This window comes from Devosia sp. SL43 (genome assembly GCF_021729885.1).
Taxonomy (GTDB): domain Bacteria; phylum Pseudomonadota; class Alphaproteobacteria; order Rhizobiales; family Devosiaceae; genus Devosia.
Genome location: NZ_CP063401.1, coordinates 2616478 through 2633009, shown reverse-complemented (window position 1 = coordinate 2633009; position 16532 = coordinate 2616478). Strand labels below are relative to the sequence as shown.

At 61.8% G+C, this 16532-nt stretch carries 15 protein-coding genes; 11 read left to right on the top strand and 4 right to left on the bottom strand.

Features of this window, described 5'->3' with window-relative positions; all coding sequences use genetic code 11:
* Positions 1–380: 380 nt before the first annotated feature.
* The 8 genes from hemE (at position 381) to IM737_RS12880 (ending at position 9089) form a co-directional block, all read left to right on the top strand.
* A complete protein-coding gene (gene hemE / locus IM737_RS12915; RefSeq protein ID WP_236894346.1) occupies positions 381–1406 on the top strand; it encodes a uroporphyrinogen decarboxylase in 1026 nt (341 codons plus the stop codon).
* A 29-nt stretch (positions 1407–1435) separates the two neighbouring features.
* Complete coding sequence (gene hemJ, locus IM737_RS12910) at positions 1436–1864, top strand: protoporphyrinogen oxidase HemJ (protein WP_236894344.1); 429 nt, start codon at positions 1436–1438, stop codon at positions 1862–1864.
* A 191-nt stretch (positions 1865–2055) separates the two neighbouring features.
* A complete protein-coding gene (gene rho, locus IM737_RS12905) occupies positions 2056–3321 on the top strand; it encodes a transcription termination factor Rho (protein ID WP_236894343.1) in 1266 nt (421 codons plus the stop codon).
* Positions 3322–3349: 28 nt separating this feature from the next.
* Complete coding sequence (mnmE, locus tag IM737_RS12900) at positions 3350–4621, top strand: tRNA uridine-5-carboxymethylaminomethyl(34) synthesis GTPase MnmE (RefSeq protein ID WP_442874128.1); 1272 nt, start codon at positions 3350–3352, stop codon at positions 4619–4621.
* 157 nt (positions 4622–4778) lie between these two features.
* The gene (mnmG, locus tag IM737_RS12895; protein WP_236894340.1) at positions 4779–6641 is read left to right on the top strand and encodes a tRNA uridine-5-carboxymethylaminomethyl(34) synthesis enzyme MnmG; all 1863 of its coding nucleotides are present in this window, start codon (positions 4779–4781) and stop codon (positions 6639–6641) included.
* Positions 6641–7288, top strand: a complete 648-nt coding sequence (gene rsmG, locus IM737_RS12890) for a 16S rRNA (guanine(527)-N(7))-methyltransferase RsmG (RefSeq protein ID WP_236894339.1) — start codon at positions 6641–6643, stop codon at positions 7286–7288. The genes mnmG and rsmG overlap by 1 nt, the downstream gene beginning before the upstream one ends.
* A 24-nt stretch (positions 7289–7312) precedes the next feature.
* Positions 7313–8113, top strand: coding sequence for a ParA family protein (locus tag IM737_RS12885; protein WP_236894338.1), 801 nt, complete (start codon positions 7313–7315; stop codon positions 8111–8113).
* A 100-nt stretch (positions 8114–8213) separates the two neighbouring features.
* The gene (locus IM737_RS12880; RefSeq protein ID WP_236894337.1) at positions 8214–9089 is read left to right on the top strand and encodes a ParB/RepB/Spo0J family partition protein; all 876 of its coding nucleotides are present in this window, start codon (positions 8214–8216) and stop codon (positions 9087–9089) included.
* Positions 9090–9117: 28 nt separating this feature from the next.
* Here IM737_RS12880 and holA read toward each other — a convergent pair whose 3' ends face one another.
* Genes holA through leuS form a run of 3 tightly spaced genes read right to left on the bottom strand, consistent with a single transcriptional unit; the run spans position 9118 to position 13251 of the window.
* Positions 9118–10140 carry a DNA polymerase III subunit delta gene (gene holA / locus IM737_RS12875; protein WP_236894336.1) on the bottom strand — a complete coding sequence of 341 codons (1023 nt, stop codon included), beginning with the start codon at positions 10138–10140 and terminating at the stop codon, positions 9118–9120.
* A complete protein-coding gene (locus tag IM737_RS12870; RefSeq protein ID WP_236894335.1) occupies positions 10140–10646 on the bottom strand; it encodes a hypothetical protein in 507 nt (168 codons plus the stop codon). Before IM737_RS12870 ends, holA begins: the two co-directional genes overlap by 1 nt.
* Entirely contained in the window at positions 10633–13251 is a 2619-nt protein-coding gene (gene leuS, locus IM737_RS12865) for a leucine--tRNA ligase (protein ID WP_236894334.1), read from the bottom strand. Before leuS ends, IM737_RS12870 begins: the two co-directional genes overlap by 14 nt.
* Positions 13252–13381: 130 nt before the next feature.
* Between leuS and IM737_RS12860 the strand changes: the two genes are divergently transcribed.
* The 3 genes from IM737_RS12860 to IM737_RS12850 all read left to right on the top strand — a co-directional run bounded on the left by IM737_RS12860 (position 13382) and on the right by IM737_RS12850 (position 15469).
* Entirely contained in the window at positions 13382–14059 is a 678-nt protein-coding gene (locus IM737_RS12860) for a YggS family pyridoxal phosphate-dependent enzyme (protein WP_236894333.1), read from the top strand.
* Between the two features lie 164 nt (positions 14060–14223).
* Positions 14224–14907, top strand: a complete 684-nt coding sequence (locus tag IM737_RS12855) for a response regulator transcription factor (RefSeq protein ID WP_236894332.1) — start codon at positions 14224–14226, stop codon at positions 14905–14907.
* Between the two features lie 109 nt (positions 14908–15016).
* Positions 15017–15469 carry a Crp/Fnr family transcriptional regulator gene (locus IM737_RS12850; protein WP_236894331.1) on the top strand — a complete coding sequence of 151 codons (453 nt, stop codon included), beginning with the start codon at positions 15017–15019 and terminating at the stop codon, positions 15467–15469.
* 151 nt (positions 15470–15620) lie between these two features.
* Here the strand turns inward: IM737_RS12850 and IM737_RS12845 are convergent, their stop codons facing one another.
* Positions 15621–16433: an exodeoxyribonuclease III gene (locus IM737_RS12845; protein WP_236894330.1), complete on the bottom strand. Its 813-nt coding sequence runs from the start codon at positions 16431–16433 to the stop codon at positions 15621–15623.
* Positions 16434–16532 lie beyond the last annotated feature (99 nt).

Sequence of the window (16532 nt, the reverse complement as noted above, 5' to 3'; positions counted from 1 at the left end):
GACTTTTGCCGAATGCCAAACTTGTTCGACTTGGTTACCAAATCATTAACAGTCGGACTCGCCGGGAGAGAGGCGGCAGGCGATGGATAGGTCTGGGGAAAACCATTCGCGACGATAACGACATCGCCAAGCGGTTTTGCACAGCCGAGTCCGAATCGTTGACTCCGGAGTCGCCTCGTTAAGGCTTCGTTAACCATTCAGATTGACCCAGTGGCGGAGACTGTCCCCACTGCCGTTAACGCTCCATTTACCATATGCCTGCGCCGTTGTGCCGCCATGAGGGCGATTGTGGACGGCCGTGAATTGGCTCAAAACACCGCCATGATAATACAAATACCAAGTCAGAAAGACTCTTTTGGGGTTTGGAAGGGAAGGGTAACGTGACCCACAAGCCTCTGCTCGCGACGGTGCTCGGCGAACGTCAGGAGCGACCGCCGATCTGGATCATGCGCCAGGCGGGTCGCTATCTGCCTGAATATCGCGAGACCCGCACCAAGGCGAAGAACTTCCTCGAGCTCTGCTACACGCCAGATCTCGCCGTCGAAGTCTCGCTGCAGCCGCTGCGCCGTTTCGATCTGGATGCAGCTATCCTGTTCTCCGACATCCTGGTCATTCCCGATGCCCTGGGCCAATCGGTTCGCTTCGAAACCGGCGAGGGGCCCATCCTTGATCCGGTGAGCGTTGCAAGCATCTCCGGGCTGGGGAAGGAGAAGGATCCGCTGGAGCATCTCGCGCCGGTCCTGGAGACCGTACGGCGATTGCGGGCGGCCATCGCCCCGGCACAGACGCTGATCGGCTTCTGTGGCTCTCCCTGGACCGTGGCGACCTATATGATCGGCGGTCGGGGCTCGACGGATCAGGCGGCGGCGCGGTTGTTTGCCCTGCGCCACCAGGAAGCCTTTACGGCGCTGATCGATGTGCTGGTCCAAACCAGCGTCAACTATCTGGTGGCGCAGCTTGAAGCTGGCGCCGATGTGGTGCAGCTGTTCGAAAGCTGGGCGCTCAATCTCGACGACGACGCCTTTACCAGCCACGTCATCGAACCCAATCGCCGGATTGTCGAAGGTGTGCGGGCGCGCATTCCCGATGCGCCGATCATCGGCTTTCCCCGCGGCGCGGCCGGCAATCTGGCGCGCTATGCTGCCGAGACTGGCGTCAACGCGCTGGGCCTCGATTATGCCACGCCGCTCGACTTCGCCCGGACCTTGTCCCCGCATCTGCCGGTGCAAGGTAATCTCGATCCGTTACGTCTAGTGGCCGGTGGCGCACAGATGGATGCGCGAATAGACGCGATCATTGCCAGCTTTGCCGACCGGCCCCACATCTTCAATCTGGGCCATGGCATCGTGCCAGAAACCCCGATCGAGCATGTTGCCCGCCTGGTCAACCGGGTGAAGAACGGCTAGTGCCGACGGACTGTTGAGGAGTTCGAGACGTGTATGAATGGGTCAAGGCGCTGCATGTCATCTCGGTCATCGCCTGGATGGCCGGGATGATGTATCTGCCGCGTCTCTTCGTCTATCACGCCCAATCCGAGCTGGGGTCGGACAAGTCCGAGACCTTCAAGGTGATGGAGCGCAAGCTCTATCGCGGCATCATCACGCCAGCGATGGTCGCGACCTGGATCTTCGGCCTGTGGCTGGCCTTCGGCTTCGGCATCGTTGATTTCTCGATGGGCTGGATGTGGCTCAAGGCGGCGATGGTGCTGGCACTATCAGGCGTCCACGGCTGGTATGGCGGGCTGATGCGCAAATTCCAGAACGACCAGAATACCAGGCCACACACTTTTTATCGTGCCATCAACGAGATACCGTTTGTGATCGCCATCATCATCGTCATAGCGGTGATCGTGAAACCGTTCTGACGGGGCTGTTTCACGTGAATCTGCGCAGTCGGCGGTGGTTTCGTCCTTGAAACTAACGCCGGTTCGCGCTACATGCCTCGTAACGCATCCCAATCTAGAGCTGACCTCCCCGGTCGCTGCGCGGTGCCTACCCCTCCCAAATATATCGCCTCAGACGACGATTACAGTTTCCCAATAGGGTCTCCCGCTACATGCAGAATATGAAGCTCAGCGAGCTCAAGGCCAAATCACCGGCCGAACTCCTGGTGTTCGCTGAAGAACACGAGGTCGAGAACGCCTCGACCATGCGCAAACAGGAATTGATGTTTGCCATCCTCAAGGAACTGGCCGCCCAGGAAGTGGACATTACCGGCGAAGGCGTCGTTGAAGTCCTGCCTGACGGTTTTGGTTTCCTGCGCTCCCCGGACGCAAACTATCTTCCGGGCCCTGACGACATCTATGTCAGCCCATCCCAGATTCGCCGCTTCGGTCTCCGCACCGGCGACACGGTCGAAGGCCAGATCCGGTCTCCCAAGGATGGCGAGCGCTATTTTGCGCTGCTCAAGGTCAACACCATCAATTTCGAAGATCCCGAGGCGGTTCGCCACAAGGTCAACTTCGACAATCTCACCCCGCTCTACCCCGAAGAACGGCTCCGCATGGAGCTGCCCGATCCTACCGTCAAGGATCGCTCGGCGCGCCTGCTCGATCTGGTGGCGCCACTCGGCAAGGGCCAGCGCGCATTGATTGTTGCGCCGCCGCGTACTGGTAAGACCGTATTGTTGCAGAATATTGCACAGTCGATCGCCACCAACCACCCCGAATGCTATCTGATCGTGCTGCTGATCGACGAGCGGCCCGAAGAAGTGACCGATATGCAGCGCTCGGTGCGCGGCGAGGTCATCTCCTCGACCTTCGACGAGCCGGCCTCGCGCCACGTCCAGGTCGCCGAGATGGTGATCGAGAAGGCCAAGCGCCTGGTCGAACACAAGCGCGACGTGGTGATCCTGCTCGATTCGATCACCCGCCTCGGCCGTGCCTACAACACCGTCGTTCCGAGCTCTGGCAAGGTGCTGACCGGTGGTGTGGACGCCAATGCCCTGCAGCGCCCGAAGCGCTTCTTCGGCGCCGCCCGCAATATCGAGGATGGCGGCTCGCTCACCATCATCTCCACTGCACTGATCGATACCGGTTCGCGCATGGACGAAGTGATCTTCGAAGAGTTTAAGGGCACCGGTAACTCGGAAATCATCCTTGACCGCAAGGTCGCCGACAAGCGCATCTTCCCAGCGCTGGATATCACCAAGTCCGGCACCCGCAAGGAAGAACTGCTAGTCGAGGCCGACATCCTCAAGAAGATGTATGTCCTGCGCCGCATCCTCAATCCGATGGGCACAATCGACGCCATGGAATTCCTGGTCGACAAGGTCCGCCAGACCAAGACCAATTCCGACTTCTTCGACTCGATGAACACCTAAGCCGCTCATGCGGTCGGGCGATACAATCGTGGCGCTGTCCTCCGGGGCACCGCCATCCGGCGTGGCGGTCATTCGCCTCTCTGGACCTGACACAGCGGCCATCCTCAACGATATTGCAGGAACCATACCCGAGCCGCGGCGACTGACGCTGCGACCCATCGGGCGCGAATCCGTGCTCGATCGCGGCTTGGTCGCCTGGTTTCCGGCACCACATAGCTTTACCGGTGAGGACTGCGCCGAACTGCAGGTTCATGGCTCGCCAGCCGGGGTCCGTGCCATTCTCAAGCTCATCACCGGCAAAGGCGCCCGGCTGGCCGAAGCAGGTGAATTCACCCGCCGGGCCTTTGAGAACGGCAAACTGGATCTGGTCGAGATCGAAGGTCTTGGCGATCTGCTCGAGGCCGAAACCGAAAACCAACGACGCCAGGCCCTTGCCCGATTCGAGGGCGGCGTCAGCCAACGCATCGACGCCTGGCGCGATCAACTTCTCGATCTGCGCGCCGAAATTGAAGCGCGGCTCGACTTTTCAGACGAAGGCGACGTCGCCGATGCTTTGCCGGCGAGCTTTGGTACGCAGCTCGCTGACTTGAGCGCCGATATTGCCGCTGCACTGGCCTCGGTTGAGCATGGTCGCATCGTTCGCGAGGGCATCCGCGTTGCACTTGCCGGTGCGCCAAATGCCGGAAAATCTAGCCTGCTCAATGCCTTGGCCAGGTCCGATATCGCCATCGTCACCGATGAGGCCGGAACCACCCGCGATGTTCGGGAAGTACCGCTCGACATTAACGGCCAGCTCTACATCTTGCTCGACCTGGCCGGGTTAAGGGCAACAGACAGTAAGGCCGAGGCCGAGGGCGTTCGTCGCGCCCGTTTGGCTATCGAGCAGGCGGACATTGTATTGTGGCTGAGCGCCCCTGAGATAGCGGACGTAGACCCCACCCAGCGCTCCGCCGCCGACATCCGAGTTGGAACCAAGAGCGACCTTGCCACTGCATGTGACGTCGATATTGCCGTATCAGCCGCAACAGGGCAGGGCCTTGTCGAATTGTTGGCCGCAATCGAGAGGCTCGGTCAGCAGCTTGTCGGGGGTGAGCCGTCCCTCCTCAGCCATGAGCGCGACCGCCTGGCCCTGGCATCAGCTGTCGATGCTCTCACCATGTCCCGTCGGCAGCTGGAGGTGCCTGAACTCGCCGCGGAGAGCCTTCGATTGGCCTCGCAGGCGCTGGAGCGAATGCTTGGACGGCTCGACGCGGAGCGCGTGCTGGATCGCCTCTTTGCGAGTTTCTGCATCGGGAAATGATTCACGTGAAACTTCGAGCCGTCCTAGAAGGCAAATCGCTCCAGTGGAGGGATTTGAGGCGAGAAGGCCATGAGAGCTATGCTCGAATGGCAGCAGATCCGGCGTGAATTGATTCACGTGAAACATTGGCCTATTGAGGCGCTTCGGAGAAATTTCCATGAGCGACTATGCCGTCATCATCGTTGGAGGTGGTCACGCCGGCTGTGAAGCCGCTGCCGCTTCGGCACGGCTTGGTGTTCCCACAGCCCTGGTAACGCATCGCTTCGCCACCATCGGCGAAATGAGCTGCAATCCCGCTATCGGCGGCCTCGGCAAGGGACACCTGGTGCGCGAGATCGATGCGCTGGATGGATTGATGGGTCGTGTCGCCGACCAGGCCGGCATCCAGTTCCGCGTGCTCAATCGCCGCAAGGGCCCCGCGGTGCGCGGACCGCGCGCCCAGGCCGATCGGAAGCTCTACCGCCAGGCTATGCAGGCCTCCATCAGCGCCCAACCCCAGCTCGATGTTATCGAGGGTGAAGTCGACGATATCGAAGTCACCAATGGCATGGTGAGCGGCGTCGTGCTGCTGGACGGACGTCGTGTCGGCACCAAGGCGGTCGTGCTGACCACTGGGACCTTCCTACGCGGGCTCATCCATCGCGGCGAAGAAACCACGCCCGCCGGTCGTGTTGGCGAAAAGCCTGTCCTGGGTCTATCAACGCGCCTTGAAGCCCTTGGCCTGCAGCTCGGCCGTCTCAAGACCGGGACACCAGCTCGTCTGGACGCGACCAGCATCGACTTCTCCGTGCTGGAAGAGCAGCCGGGTGACACGCCGCCAGAGGCCTTCTCGGCGCTGACCGCAGAAATCACCACGCCGCAGGTCAGCTGCCATATCACTCGTACCACCACAGAGACGCACCGGATTATCTCGGACAACCTGCATCGCTCAGCCATGTATTCCGGCCGCATCCAGAGCCGCGGCCCGCGCTATTGTCCCTCCATCGAAGACAAGGTGGTCCGCTTCGCCGATCGCGACAGCCACCAGATTTTCCTTGAGCCGGAAGGACTTGACGACCCAACCATCTATCCAAACGGATTGTCGACATCGTTGCCGGCGGATGTGCAGGAGGCATTCCTGCGCTCCATGCCCGGACTCGAAAATGTCCGCATCGTCCGTCCCGGCTATGCCATCGAATATGACTATGTCGATCCGCGCGAGCTGCGGCTGACGCTGGAAGTCAAGCGCCAGCCAGGCCTCTATCTCGCTGGCCAGATCAACGGCACGACCGGTTATGAGGAGGCCGGCGCACAGGGCTTGCTGGCCGGTGCCAATGCGGCGCTCGCCGCGTCGGGGCGCGCACCCATGGTGCTGTCGCGTACCGAGAGCTATCTGGGTGTCATGGTCGACGACCTGGTGACGCGCGGCGTCAGCGAGCCCTATCGCATGTTTACGTCCCGTGCGGAGTTCCGGCTGCACCTGCGTGCCGATAACGCCGACCAGCGCTTGACGCCGCTTGGGATGGAGACGGGGCTCGTTGGGGAGCAACGCCGCGAGATCTACAGCCGCAAGGCCGACGCCATGGGTCGTGGGCGTGATCTGCTGAACACGCTGACTGCATCGCCCACGGTTGCCCGTCGCGCCGGCATCGCCGTGAATGAAGACGGCAAGATACGCTCGGCCTTCGAGCTTCTGTCCTATCCCGATGTGACGCCTGTTGACGTGATCCGGCTCTGGCCGGAAATCGCCAGCATTGCGGCGCCGGTTGTGGAGCAGCTTGTGGTCGATGCGCAATATGCGGTCTATCTCGACCGGCAGCGGAACGACATCGACGCGGTGCGCCGCGACGAACAGCGCGCCATCCCCGATAGCCTTGATTATGCGGGGCTTTCCGGTCTTTCTGCTGAGATCCGACAGAAGCTTCAACTGGTGCGCCCGCAGACGATTGCCCAAGCCCAAGCCATGGATGGCATGACGCCGGCAGCGATCACCCTCCTCCTGGCCGTTATCCGTCGCCATGATCTGCGCAAGGCCAGTTGATGACCGATACATCGGTCATTTCGCCCTACGCCCCGCATTTCGTTCGGCCACTCGACCAGGTGGCGAGTGACCTGGAATCCTATGCTCAATTGCTGCGCAAGTGGCAGGCGGTGCAGAATCTTGTTTCACGTGAAACACTGGATGAGGTTTGGACACGGCATTTTGCCGACAGCCTGCAGGTTCTTCCGCTACTGAGGCCCACGGATCAAAGCTTTCTTGACCTTGGTAGCGGCGGCGGATTGCCAGCGCTGCCACTGGCTATTGCGCTCAAGGGGTCCAATCGGCATTTCACCCTGGTTGAGCCCAATGGCCGCAAGGTCAGTTTCTTGCGCACTGTCGCCCGGGAACTCGGGCTTCTCGTCACAGTCGAGGGCCGGCGCAGTGACCAGATTGATTCACGTGAAACACCGACGCCTGATGTCATCACGTCGCGGGCTCTGGCCTCATTACCGCAGCTGTGCAGCTGGATGGCACCGTTTTTCAAGCCGCAAACCCGGGCGATCCTGCATAAAGGGCGGGAACATGTTGATGAACTGGCGGAAACGGTTACGCGTTGGCACTATGACGTGGTAATAACTGAGAGCGATACTGATCGAAGCGGTGTCCTGCTCACACTCACGAATTTGAGCGTGAAATCAGTTAGTTAGCGACGAACGAGTTGGAGGCCTGTTGTGGCGCCCCGTATCCTGACACTGGCCAACCAAAAGGGTGGCGTGGGTAAAACCACGACTGCCATCAATCTTGCCACGGCTCTGGCCGCGATTGGCGAGCGTGTGCTGATCGTCGACCTCGACCCGCAGGGCAATGCCTCGACCGGCCTCGGCATCACGCGCACCAACCGTGAGGTCTCGTCCTATGACCTGCTGGTGGGCGAGGCGACCGTGGCCCAGTCGGCCATCATGACGTCAGTGCCCAATGTGGCGATCGTGCCGTCCACGATGGACCTGCTCGGCGTCGAGCTGACTATTGCTGGCCAGGCCGACCGCGCCTTCAAGCTGCGCAATGCGTTCAAGCGGCTGGGCGAGCTCAGTATCAACGAGAAGCCGGTCAGCTACATTCTGATCGACTGCCCGCCGTCGCTGAACCTGTTGACCATTAACGCGCTGGTGGCCGCCGATGCGGTGCTCGTGCCGATGCAGTGCGAGTTCTTCGCACTGGAAGGACTCAGCCAACTGCTTCAAACTATTGAACAAATTCGATCGACGCTCAATCCGCGCCTTTCCATCCAGGGCGTGGTCATCACCATGTTCGACAAGCGCAACAGCCTAAGCGAACAGGTGTTGCAGGATGTGCGCAGCGAAATGGGTGACCTGGTCTATGACACGGTCATTCCGCGCAATGTGCGGCTTGCGGAAGCGCCGTCCTACGGCAAGCCGGCGCTGCTCTATGATCTCAAGAGCGCCGGCAGCCAGGCCTATCTGCGGTTGGCCACCGAAGTGATCCGCCGCGAGCGGCAGCTCAACGCGGCATAGATCACCAAGCGGAGGTGATCTATGCGTTTTTACATTGTCGTGTTTTCGAACCGCAAAAGTGGAGTCCACTTTTGCTGAAAACACTCCAGGAGAGCCCGATATGAACGACAAACCCACTCGTCTTGGTCGCGGCCTCGCGGCGCTGATCGGCGATATGGCCACGGTCGAGGGCGTCCGCGTCACCGAGTCGGGTGGCGTCAAGCGCCTGCCGGTCGAGTTCATCATTGCCAACCGGGCCAATCCCCGCCGCACCTTCAACAGCGATCAGCTCGAAGAGCTGACCAATTCGATTCGCGAAAAGGGTGTGATGCAGCCGCTGCTGGTCCGTCCCAGCGATGATCCGAACGTCTTCGAGATCATTGCCGGCGAGCGCCGCTGGCGCGCTGCGCAGAAGGCGGGCCTGCATGACGTCCCGGTCATCGTGCGCGACGTCAACGACAAGGAAGCGCTCGAACTCGCCATCATCGAAAATGTGCAGCGTGCCGATCTTAATCCGCTTGAAGAAGCAATGGGTTATGGCCAGCTAATCGAGCAGTTCGAGTACACCCAGCAAGACCTGGCGCAGGTGATCGGCAAGAGCCGCTCGCATGTCGCCAATACATTGCGCCTCCTGCGCCTGCCGGAAGATGTGCGGGAAATGGTGGCCAGCGGAACATTGACGGCTGGTCACGCGCGGACGCTGATCACTGCCGAAGATCCAGCCACCCTGGCGCGGCAGATCGTCAGCGGCGGACTTTCGGTGCGTGACGCCGAGGCCCTGAGCCAGCAGCGCGAGATATCAGGCAAGAAGAAGCCGAGCGAGGCCTCAGGCGACCGGGATCCTGACACCGTCGCGCTGGAACGCCGCCTGTCGGACGCACTGGGCCTGTCGGTGTCGCTGGCGCATGGCGAGCGTGGGGGCAAGCTCGAGATTCGCTACAAGACGCTGGAGCAGCTCGACAGCCTCTGCCTCAAACTGACCGGCCACCGCAACTAGAAGCGTTTCACGTGAAACGTCGGCGTTGCTAGTGGGCGGCGGCCATCATGCAGATGGCCAATAGAGTGCGCCGCAGCGTCGGTTCGGCCATGCCCGGCCGGCGGCGGGTGTCAGACGTCGCCTGCAGGATGCGCTCGCTGGCCGTGCTGAGGGCAGTGTCTGACCACAGGCGCAACTGCTGCTCCAGTGCGGAAACCCGCGAGAAGTGCGGCTTGGGACGTAGATTCTCCAGCACCAGGCGGGGCGACTTGCCCGTATCGACCTCGCTGCGCCAGCGGCGCAGGTTGGCGAAATGAATGGTGGTCATTGCGAGCAGGCGTTGTGGGTCGACTGCCGATGACAGCGCCCGATTGAGCGCAAGCTCCAGCTTCTCGGCGTGGCCGCCGCCAGCCGCATCCAAAATGGCGTCAATCACCAGCATGCCATTGTCGGCACACAGCAGCAGCACGTCGTCGCGCGTCAAAACCTTGCTCGCGGCCGCGTAGAGGCAGAGCTTTTCCAGTTCCCGACGCGTAATTTCGCGGTCATTGCCGAGGATTTCGCGCAAGGTGGTGATGACGTCGGCATCGACGCGAATGCCTTGTTGGTTGAACGTCTCGCGAATCAGCGCCTGCAGTGCCTCGTCGCTATCAGGGTAGCAGGGCAGGGCGCGGCCGTTACGAGCGGCCTCGACCAGCGCGCGCAAGGCGTCCTTGGGTGGCAGGTTGCCGGCCTCAAGCACGATCGCCGCGCCGCCGGGGTCGTCGCGCAACTCGGTCAGCGTCATCACCAGGCTCTTGCCGGCGCCGCGCACCCGCACGATGCGCTTGCCGCCAAACAGCGACATGGTCTTGGCCTCGACCGCGAGGATCGATGGGTCGGCGTCGACTTCAGCACCATCCAGCGTCACAATGCTGGCTGCCTCCGGATCGTCGCCGCTCAACTCACGAATCAGGCGTTGGGCGGTTTCGCGCACGAGGCCTGTATCGGGGCCATAAGCGAGGAAAATTCCCTCGGAAATGTCCGGGCGTGCCAGGAAACGGGCCACTTCATGGGCCTTGAGCGCCGTCATCAGCGGCTGAGGCCAGCCAAGACTGCCAGGCGGAGCGATTCGGCGGCCGCCTTGGCAGCGCGCTCGGCCGCCTCGGTTGCGGCTGCATTGTCAGCGAGCACTTGTCCATTGCGCGTATAGCTGGCGGTGGCCATGCGCGTGAAGCTCTGTGCCGGCGCCGTGCTGCCATCACGTGCCGTAATGGTCAGCGTGGCCGTCACGGTTACCTCGATAGCCTTCGACGGGTTGGCGGTGGCCGACAACATGGTATCGGCAGCCGAAGACGATACGCTGACCGTGGCCAGCGGCGCCGTTGCCGCGTCCGAAGACCCGAAGCGAAGCGCGAGTTCCTGGTAGACTACCTGTTCGAGGCGGCTATTGGGCTTGGCATAGGCCAGATTGAGCATCGGCTGGCTGGCCAGCGGACCAGTATAGACCGGCGCGAAGCTGCAGGCGCCCAGCGACGTCGCCAGGCCCAGAGCGAGCCCGGCGAACACCATACTGCGGAGTGGCTTAGACCACGACATTGACGATCCTGTCCGGGACGATGACGATCTTCTTGGGTGCCTTGCCGTCCAGAATGCGGACAATCTCGTCCAGAGACAAGACTTTGCTCTCCACTTCCGCTGCGGGCAGCCCCTTGGCCACCGTTATTTCGCCGCGACGCTTGCCGTTGACCTGGATCGGCAGGGTCACAGTGTCGTCGACCAGCAGCGCTGGATCGACGTCGGGCCAGGGCGCGTCGGCCACCAGCCCGGTCTTGCCCATGGCTTCCCAGCAGGTTTCGGCCAGATGCGGCATCATCGGGGCGATCAACTGGATCAGGTGGCTCACGCCCTGCTCCAGCGCATCGATCCGCGCCGCCGGAGCGGCGGCAACCAGACCGGCCGAACGCACCAGCGCATTGGTCAGCTCATAAATCTGCGCCACAGCGCGATTGAAGCGCAGGCCCTCGATATCGCCGGCGACATTGTGGACCGCTCGATGGGCGATCTTGCGCAGGCCCAGAGCTTCGTCGTCGTCCGAAGTTCGAACAGTCTCAGAAGATTGTTTTACAATATCGATCGTTTCGCCAACCAGGCGCCAAACGCGCTGCTGGAAGCGGCTGGCGCCCTCAACGCCGGCTTCGGTCCACTGCACGTCGCGTTCCGGCGGCGAGTCCGACAGCATGAACCAGCGCGCGGTATCGGCGCCATAGGTGGCGACGATCTCGTCGGGATCGACCACGTTCCGCTTGGACTTGCTCATCTTCTCGATCGAGCCAATTGTTATAGGTTCGCCCGACTTCAGATGCTTGGCGCGGCGGCCTTCCCCGAAGGTCTCGACCACGATGTCGACCGGCGCGACCCATTCGCCAGTGGGCGACTTGTAGGTCTCGTGGGTCACCATGCCCTGGGTGAACAGGCCCTTGAAGGGCTCATCCATCCCGACATGGCCGGTCGCCTTCATGGCGCGGGTGAAGTAGCGCGAATAGAGCAGATGCAGGATCGCGTGCTCGACGCCGCCGATATACTGATCGACCGGCAGCCAGCGATTGGCGATCTCGGGCACGGTCGGCGTATCGGCATGGGGTGCGGTGAAGCGAGCGAAGTACCACGACGAATCGACGAAGGTGTCCATGGTGTCCGTCTCGCGTCGCGCCGAAGCGCCGCATTGCGGGCAGTTCACATGCTTCCAGGTCGGGTGGTGGTCGAGCGCATTGCCGGGTTTGTCGAAGCTCACATCGTCGGGCAGCACCACCGGCAGGTCCTTCTTGGGCACTGGAATGGTGCCGCAGACCTCGCAGTGGATGATCGGGATGGGCGCGCCCCAATAGCGCTGGCGGGACAGGCCCCAATCGCGCAGGCGATAGTTCACCTCGACCTTGCCCTGCGGTTGGCCATCAACCGTCCGCGCGGCGAAATGGGCAGCGGCCGCCTTCTTGGCGTCGTCGATGGAGAGGCCATCAAGGAAGCCGGAATTGTAGATCGAACCAGCGTCGGTATAGGCAACATCATCCACGGCAAAGCTGGCGGCGTCGCCGCCAGTGGGCAACACGACGGGCTTGACCGGCAGGTCATATTTGCGCGCGAAGTCGAGGTCGCGCTGATCATGCGCCGGGCAACCGAAGATGGCGCCGGTGCCGTAGTCCATCAGCACGAAGTTGGCGACATAGACCGGCAGCACCGCACTGTCGATGGCGGGATGCTTCACGGTCAACGCCGTGCGATAGCCACGCTTTTCCGCGGTCTCGATGGCTTCGGTCGACGTGCCGATGCGGCGGCTTTCGGCGACGAATTCGGCCAGTTCCGGGTTGTTCGCGGCCAGTTCTGATATCAGCGGGTGGTCTGCCGACAGCGCCAGGAACGACGCGCCAAAGATGGTATCCGGCCGCGTCGTGAACACTTCCACGCTGGTCGCTGCGGTGGCATCGCTCGGAACCAGCTCGAACCGCAGGCGCAGGCCTTCAGACTTGCCGATCCAGTTGCGCTGCATGACGCGGACTTTTTCCGGCCAGTCGGTCAGTCCGTCCAGTCCCTGCAGCAGCTCCTCGGCCATGTCGGAGATCTTGAAGAACCACTGCGTCAGCTCGCGCTGCTCGACGACGGCGCCCGAGCGCCAGCCCTTGCCGTCGATCACCTGTTCGTTGGCCAAGACGGTCATGTCGACCGGGTCCCAGTTAACCTTGGACTTCTTGCGCGTGATGAGGCCGGCCGCCAGCATGTCGATGAACATCGACTGCTGATGCTGGTAATATTCTGGCTCGCAGGTGGCGATTTCGCGGGTCCAGTCGATGGCCAGGCCCATGGATTTGAGCTGGGCCTTCATCGAGGCGATGTTCTGGCGGGTCCAGGTGCCCGGATTGAGGCCGCGCTCGATGGCCGCGTTCTCGGCGGGCAGGCCGAAGGCGTCCCAACCCATGGGATGGAGCACATTCTTGCCCTTGGCGCGGTGGTAGCGGGCCACCACGTCGCCCATGGAATAGTTGCGCACGTGGCCCATGTGGATGCGGCCAGACGGGTAGGGGAACATCTCGAGGACGTAGTAGGGCTCGCGCGTGTCGTCATTGGAGGCGACAAAGCTCTGGGCATCGTCCCAGACCTTCTGCCACTTCGGTTCCATCTCGCGCGGATTGTAGCGTTCGCCGCTCACTTATCTCGTCCTTCGGAGTAATATCGGCAAGCGGCGCAAATCACCGGGCCAGCTTGCGTTTATGGGGGATTTTGGCTACCGGACCATCACCAGAAATCCCCACCAAGGTCAACAGGAACAGGGCGAAAGCATGGACGCCGATGCCGCCAGCAATCTCGCCGCCATCAATGAGCGCATCGCCAGGGCGCATGCGCGCTTCGGTGCGCCGCCCGAACGTGTCGAACTTGTGGCCGTGTCCAAGACCTTCGACGCGGAGGCGATAGAGCCGTTTCTGGCCGCCGGACAGCGGGTATTCGGTGAGAACCGGGTGCAGGAGGCCAAGGACAAGTGGCCAGCGTTCCGTGAGCTCTACCCTGACGTGACGCTGCATCTGATAGGGCCGCTGCAGACCAACAAGGCGCGCGAGGCGGTGGCGCTGTTCGATGTCATCGAAACGGTCGATCGCGACAAGCTTGCTGGAGTGCTTGCTGCCGAAATGGCGCGGGCCGGTCGCACGCTTCCGTGCTTCGTGCAGGTCAATATCGGGCTTGAGGACCAGAAGGCAGGGATTGCTCCTGCCGAAGCTGTCGAATTCGTTCAGCGCTGCCGCTCGGTGCATGGGCTCAATATTGTTGGCCTGATGTGCATACCGCCCGATGGCGTGCCTCCCGGGCCCTATTTTGCCCATCTGGCGACGTTGGGGCGGGACGCCGGTGTCGGCAGTCTTTCCATGGGCATGAGTGGCGATTTCGAGATCGGCATCGCCATGGGCGCCACCCATGTCCGGGTGGGGTCGGCGCTTTTCGGGCATCGTCCGCCGCTCATCTAGAACGACATGACAGGAATTCGCCGGCTGCATCGATGGAAACTGCAACTTTGCTCCGTTCTTCTTCGTTGCTCTTGTCAATAACGCCGTTGTGATTGGCTGGTCCAAAACCGGTCGCAATAATGTGACCCTTGGGCGGGCCGACGCAAAAAAGACCGGAGAAAACAATGAACAAGCGACGCATCCTGCTGGTGGACGACGATGCGGATCTGCGGCAGACGCTGGTCGAGCAGCTCGAAACCGAGAAAGACTTCGATATTCTGCAGGCCGGTACGGCCAATGACGCACTCAAGGCGACGCGGCAGAACAATATCGACTTGATGATTCTCGATGTCGGCCTGCCAGACATGGATGGTCGCGAGGCGGTCAAAGTCCTGCGCGCCGAGGGTTACAAGAGCCCCATCCTGATGCTGACCGGGCACGATACCGATGCAGACCAGATCCGTGGCCTCGATTCGGGTGCTAATGACTATCTGACCAAGCCCTTCCGCTTCCCGGTGCTGCTGGCCCGCATCAATGCGGCCCTGCGCCAGCACGACCAGAGCGAGGACGTGGTCTTCACCATCGGCCAGTACAGCTTCCAGCCGTCGGCAAAGATTCTCGAAGCCAATGACGGCAACAAGGTGCGGCTGACCGACAAGGAAACTTCCATTCTGAAGTATCTTTATCGGCAGGGCCCCAAGACCATCACGCGCGACGTGCTGCTCAAGGAAGTCTGGGGCTACAACAACCGCGTCACCACCCATACGCTGGAGACGCATATCTACCGCCTGCGCCAGAAGATCGAGCGTGATCCGTCCAATGCGCGGCTGCTTGTCACCGAAGAAGGCGGCTATCGCCTGGTGCCATAGGGCAAAGGCGGTGGACCGGCACAAAATCCGGTACAAAGGCAGGCAAAATGCCCTATAGGATGAGCGGCCCCGCTTCGGCGGGGCAGCACGCGCATCCGGATTGGGGCATATGATCAGGGACGATGCGGCTTACGCGCTATCGCAGGCCGAATTCTTCGATATCTGTGACGACGAGCAAAGGCGCATGCTTGCCTTTGCCAGCGACCGCCGCCGTTTTGATGCCGATGCCGTGCTCTACCAGTCCGGCGACGTGCCCCAGGGGGCGTTCGTGCTGATCTCGGGCACGCTCAAGGCCAAGCCCGACGGGCACGGCAAGCCCTATGCGATTTCCGAACTCGGCAGCATCGTCTCCGCCATGGCGCTGATCCTGGCCAAGCCGCGCCCGCTGACCGTCACCGCTGTTACCGATTGCGAAGCGCTGTTCGTGCCGCGGCATGCTTTCATGAAACTGGTGCAGCAATCACCCGAACTGGCGCAGCGTGCTGTGGCGCAGGTCGAGCGTGACCTGGGCAATTATCTCGGGGCGCTGGAGCCGGCGCGCCGCAAGATGAAGGCGGATTAGTTGATAGTTGCGCATCCCGCCACGCCTCGTGGTTCGAGGGTCGCTGCGCTCCCGCCTCACCATGAGGCTACTGTGAACGCGATGCACCAACAGCCCTCATGGTGAGGTGCGCTTTTTCAGCGCCTCGAACCACGAGGGCGTGGCACGAGGCTCAAACCCCCGCGAACCGGGCGATGACCGGTACGTGGTCGCTCGGCTGGGTGGCGTAGCCGCGATAGGCTTTGGCGATTTCGGTGCCGATGCAATGTTCGGCTATATCTGACGTTGCCCAGATGTGGTCGAGGCGGCGGCCCTTGTTGGCCAGCTCCCAGTTGGCGCTGCGATAGCTCCACCAGGAATAGAGCTTCTGGTCGTGCGGCACATGCTTGCGCACGAGGTCCGTCCAGCCATGGCCGCCATTGAGGATGGCGTTGAGCGCCTCGGTCTCGACCGGGGTATGGCTGACGATCTTGAGCAGCTGCTTGTGGCTCCACACGTCGTTTTCATGCGGCGCAATGTTGAAATCGCCGGCAATCAGATGGCCGCGCTGGAAGATTGGATCGGTGAACCAGGTGGTGAGTTCGGAGAGGAAGCCCAGCTTGTGCTTGAACTTGGGATTGATCTCGGGGTCGGGTTCGTCGCCGCCGGCCGGAATGTAGAAATCGTGCAACGTCACCGGGCCGTGGCCGAAATCGGTGAGGGCCGAGATGTGCCGCGATTCGGGGATCTCGCAGAACATGCGGCTCGACACGTCGGTCAGCGGGAACTTCGAGACAATGGCGACGCCGTGATAGCCCTTTTGCCCATGCACAGCCATGTGCGGATAGCCGGCATCGCGGAAGGCATTGCGCGGGAACTGGTCGTCCAGGCACTTGATCTCCTGGAACATGATCACGTCGGGCGCATGGTTCGCGATGAAATCGAGCACCATCGGCAGGCGCAGGCGGATCGAATTGATGTTCCAGGTGACAATCGAGACGGGCATTTTTGGCCTTTGGCTGAAGGGCACTTCTTATCGCCAAGGGCGGGGAGTCGGACAAGCCGGAAATGGCGCTGCCACGCTAACAAGATGTCAGCCAATTGC

Bases quoted from the DNA above. Each gene is read 5' to 3' on its own strand.
- rho (WP_236894343.1), top strand. From the start codon at position 2,056: ATGCAGAATATGAAGCTCAGCGAGCTCAAGGCCAAATCACCGGCCGAA.
- IM737_RS12860 (WP_236894333.1), top strand. From the start codon at position 13,382: ATGGACGCCGATGCCGCCAGCAATCTCGCCGCCATCAATGAGCGCATC.
- IM737_RS12850 (WP_236894331.1), top strand. From the start codon at position 15,017: ATGATCAGGGACGATGCGGCTTACGCGCTATCGCAGGCCGAATTCTTC.
- rsmG (WP_236894339.1), top strand. From the start codon at position 6,641: ATGACCGATACATCGGTCATTTCGCCCTACGCCCCGCATTTCGTTCGG.
- IM737_RS12855 (WP_236894332.1), top strand. From the start codon at position 14,224: ATGAACAAGCGACGCATCCTGCTGGTGGACGACGATGCGGATCTGCGG.
- holA (WP_236894336.1), bottom strand. From the start codon at position 10,140: ATGACGGCGCTCAAGGCCCATGAAGTGGCCCGTTTCCTGGCACGCCCG.
- mnmG (WP_236894340.1), top strand. From the start codon at position 4,779: ATGAGCGACTATGCCGTCATCATCGTTGGAGGTGGTCACGCCGGCTGT.
- IM737_RS12870 (WP_236894335.1), bottom strand. From the start codon at position 10,646: ATGTCGTGGTCTAAGCCACTCCGCAGTATGGTGTTCGCCGGGCTCGCT.
- IM737_RS12845 (WP_236894330.1), bottom strand. From the start codon at position 16,433: ATGCCCGTCTCGATTGTCACCTGGAACATCAATTCGATCCGCCTGCGC.
- IM737_RS12880 (WP_236894337.1), top strand. From the start codon at position 8,214: ATGAACGACAAACCCACTCGTCTTGGTCGCGGCCTCGCGGCGCTGATC.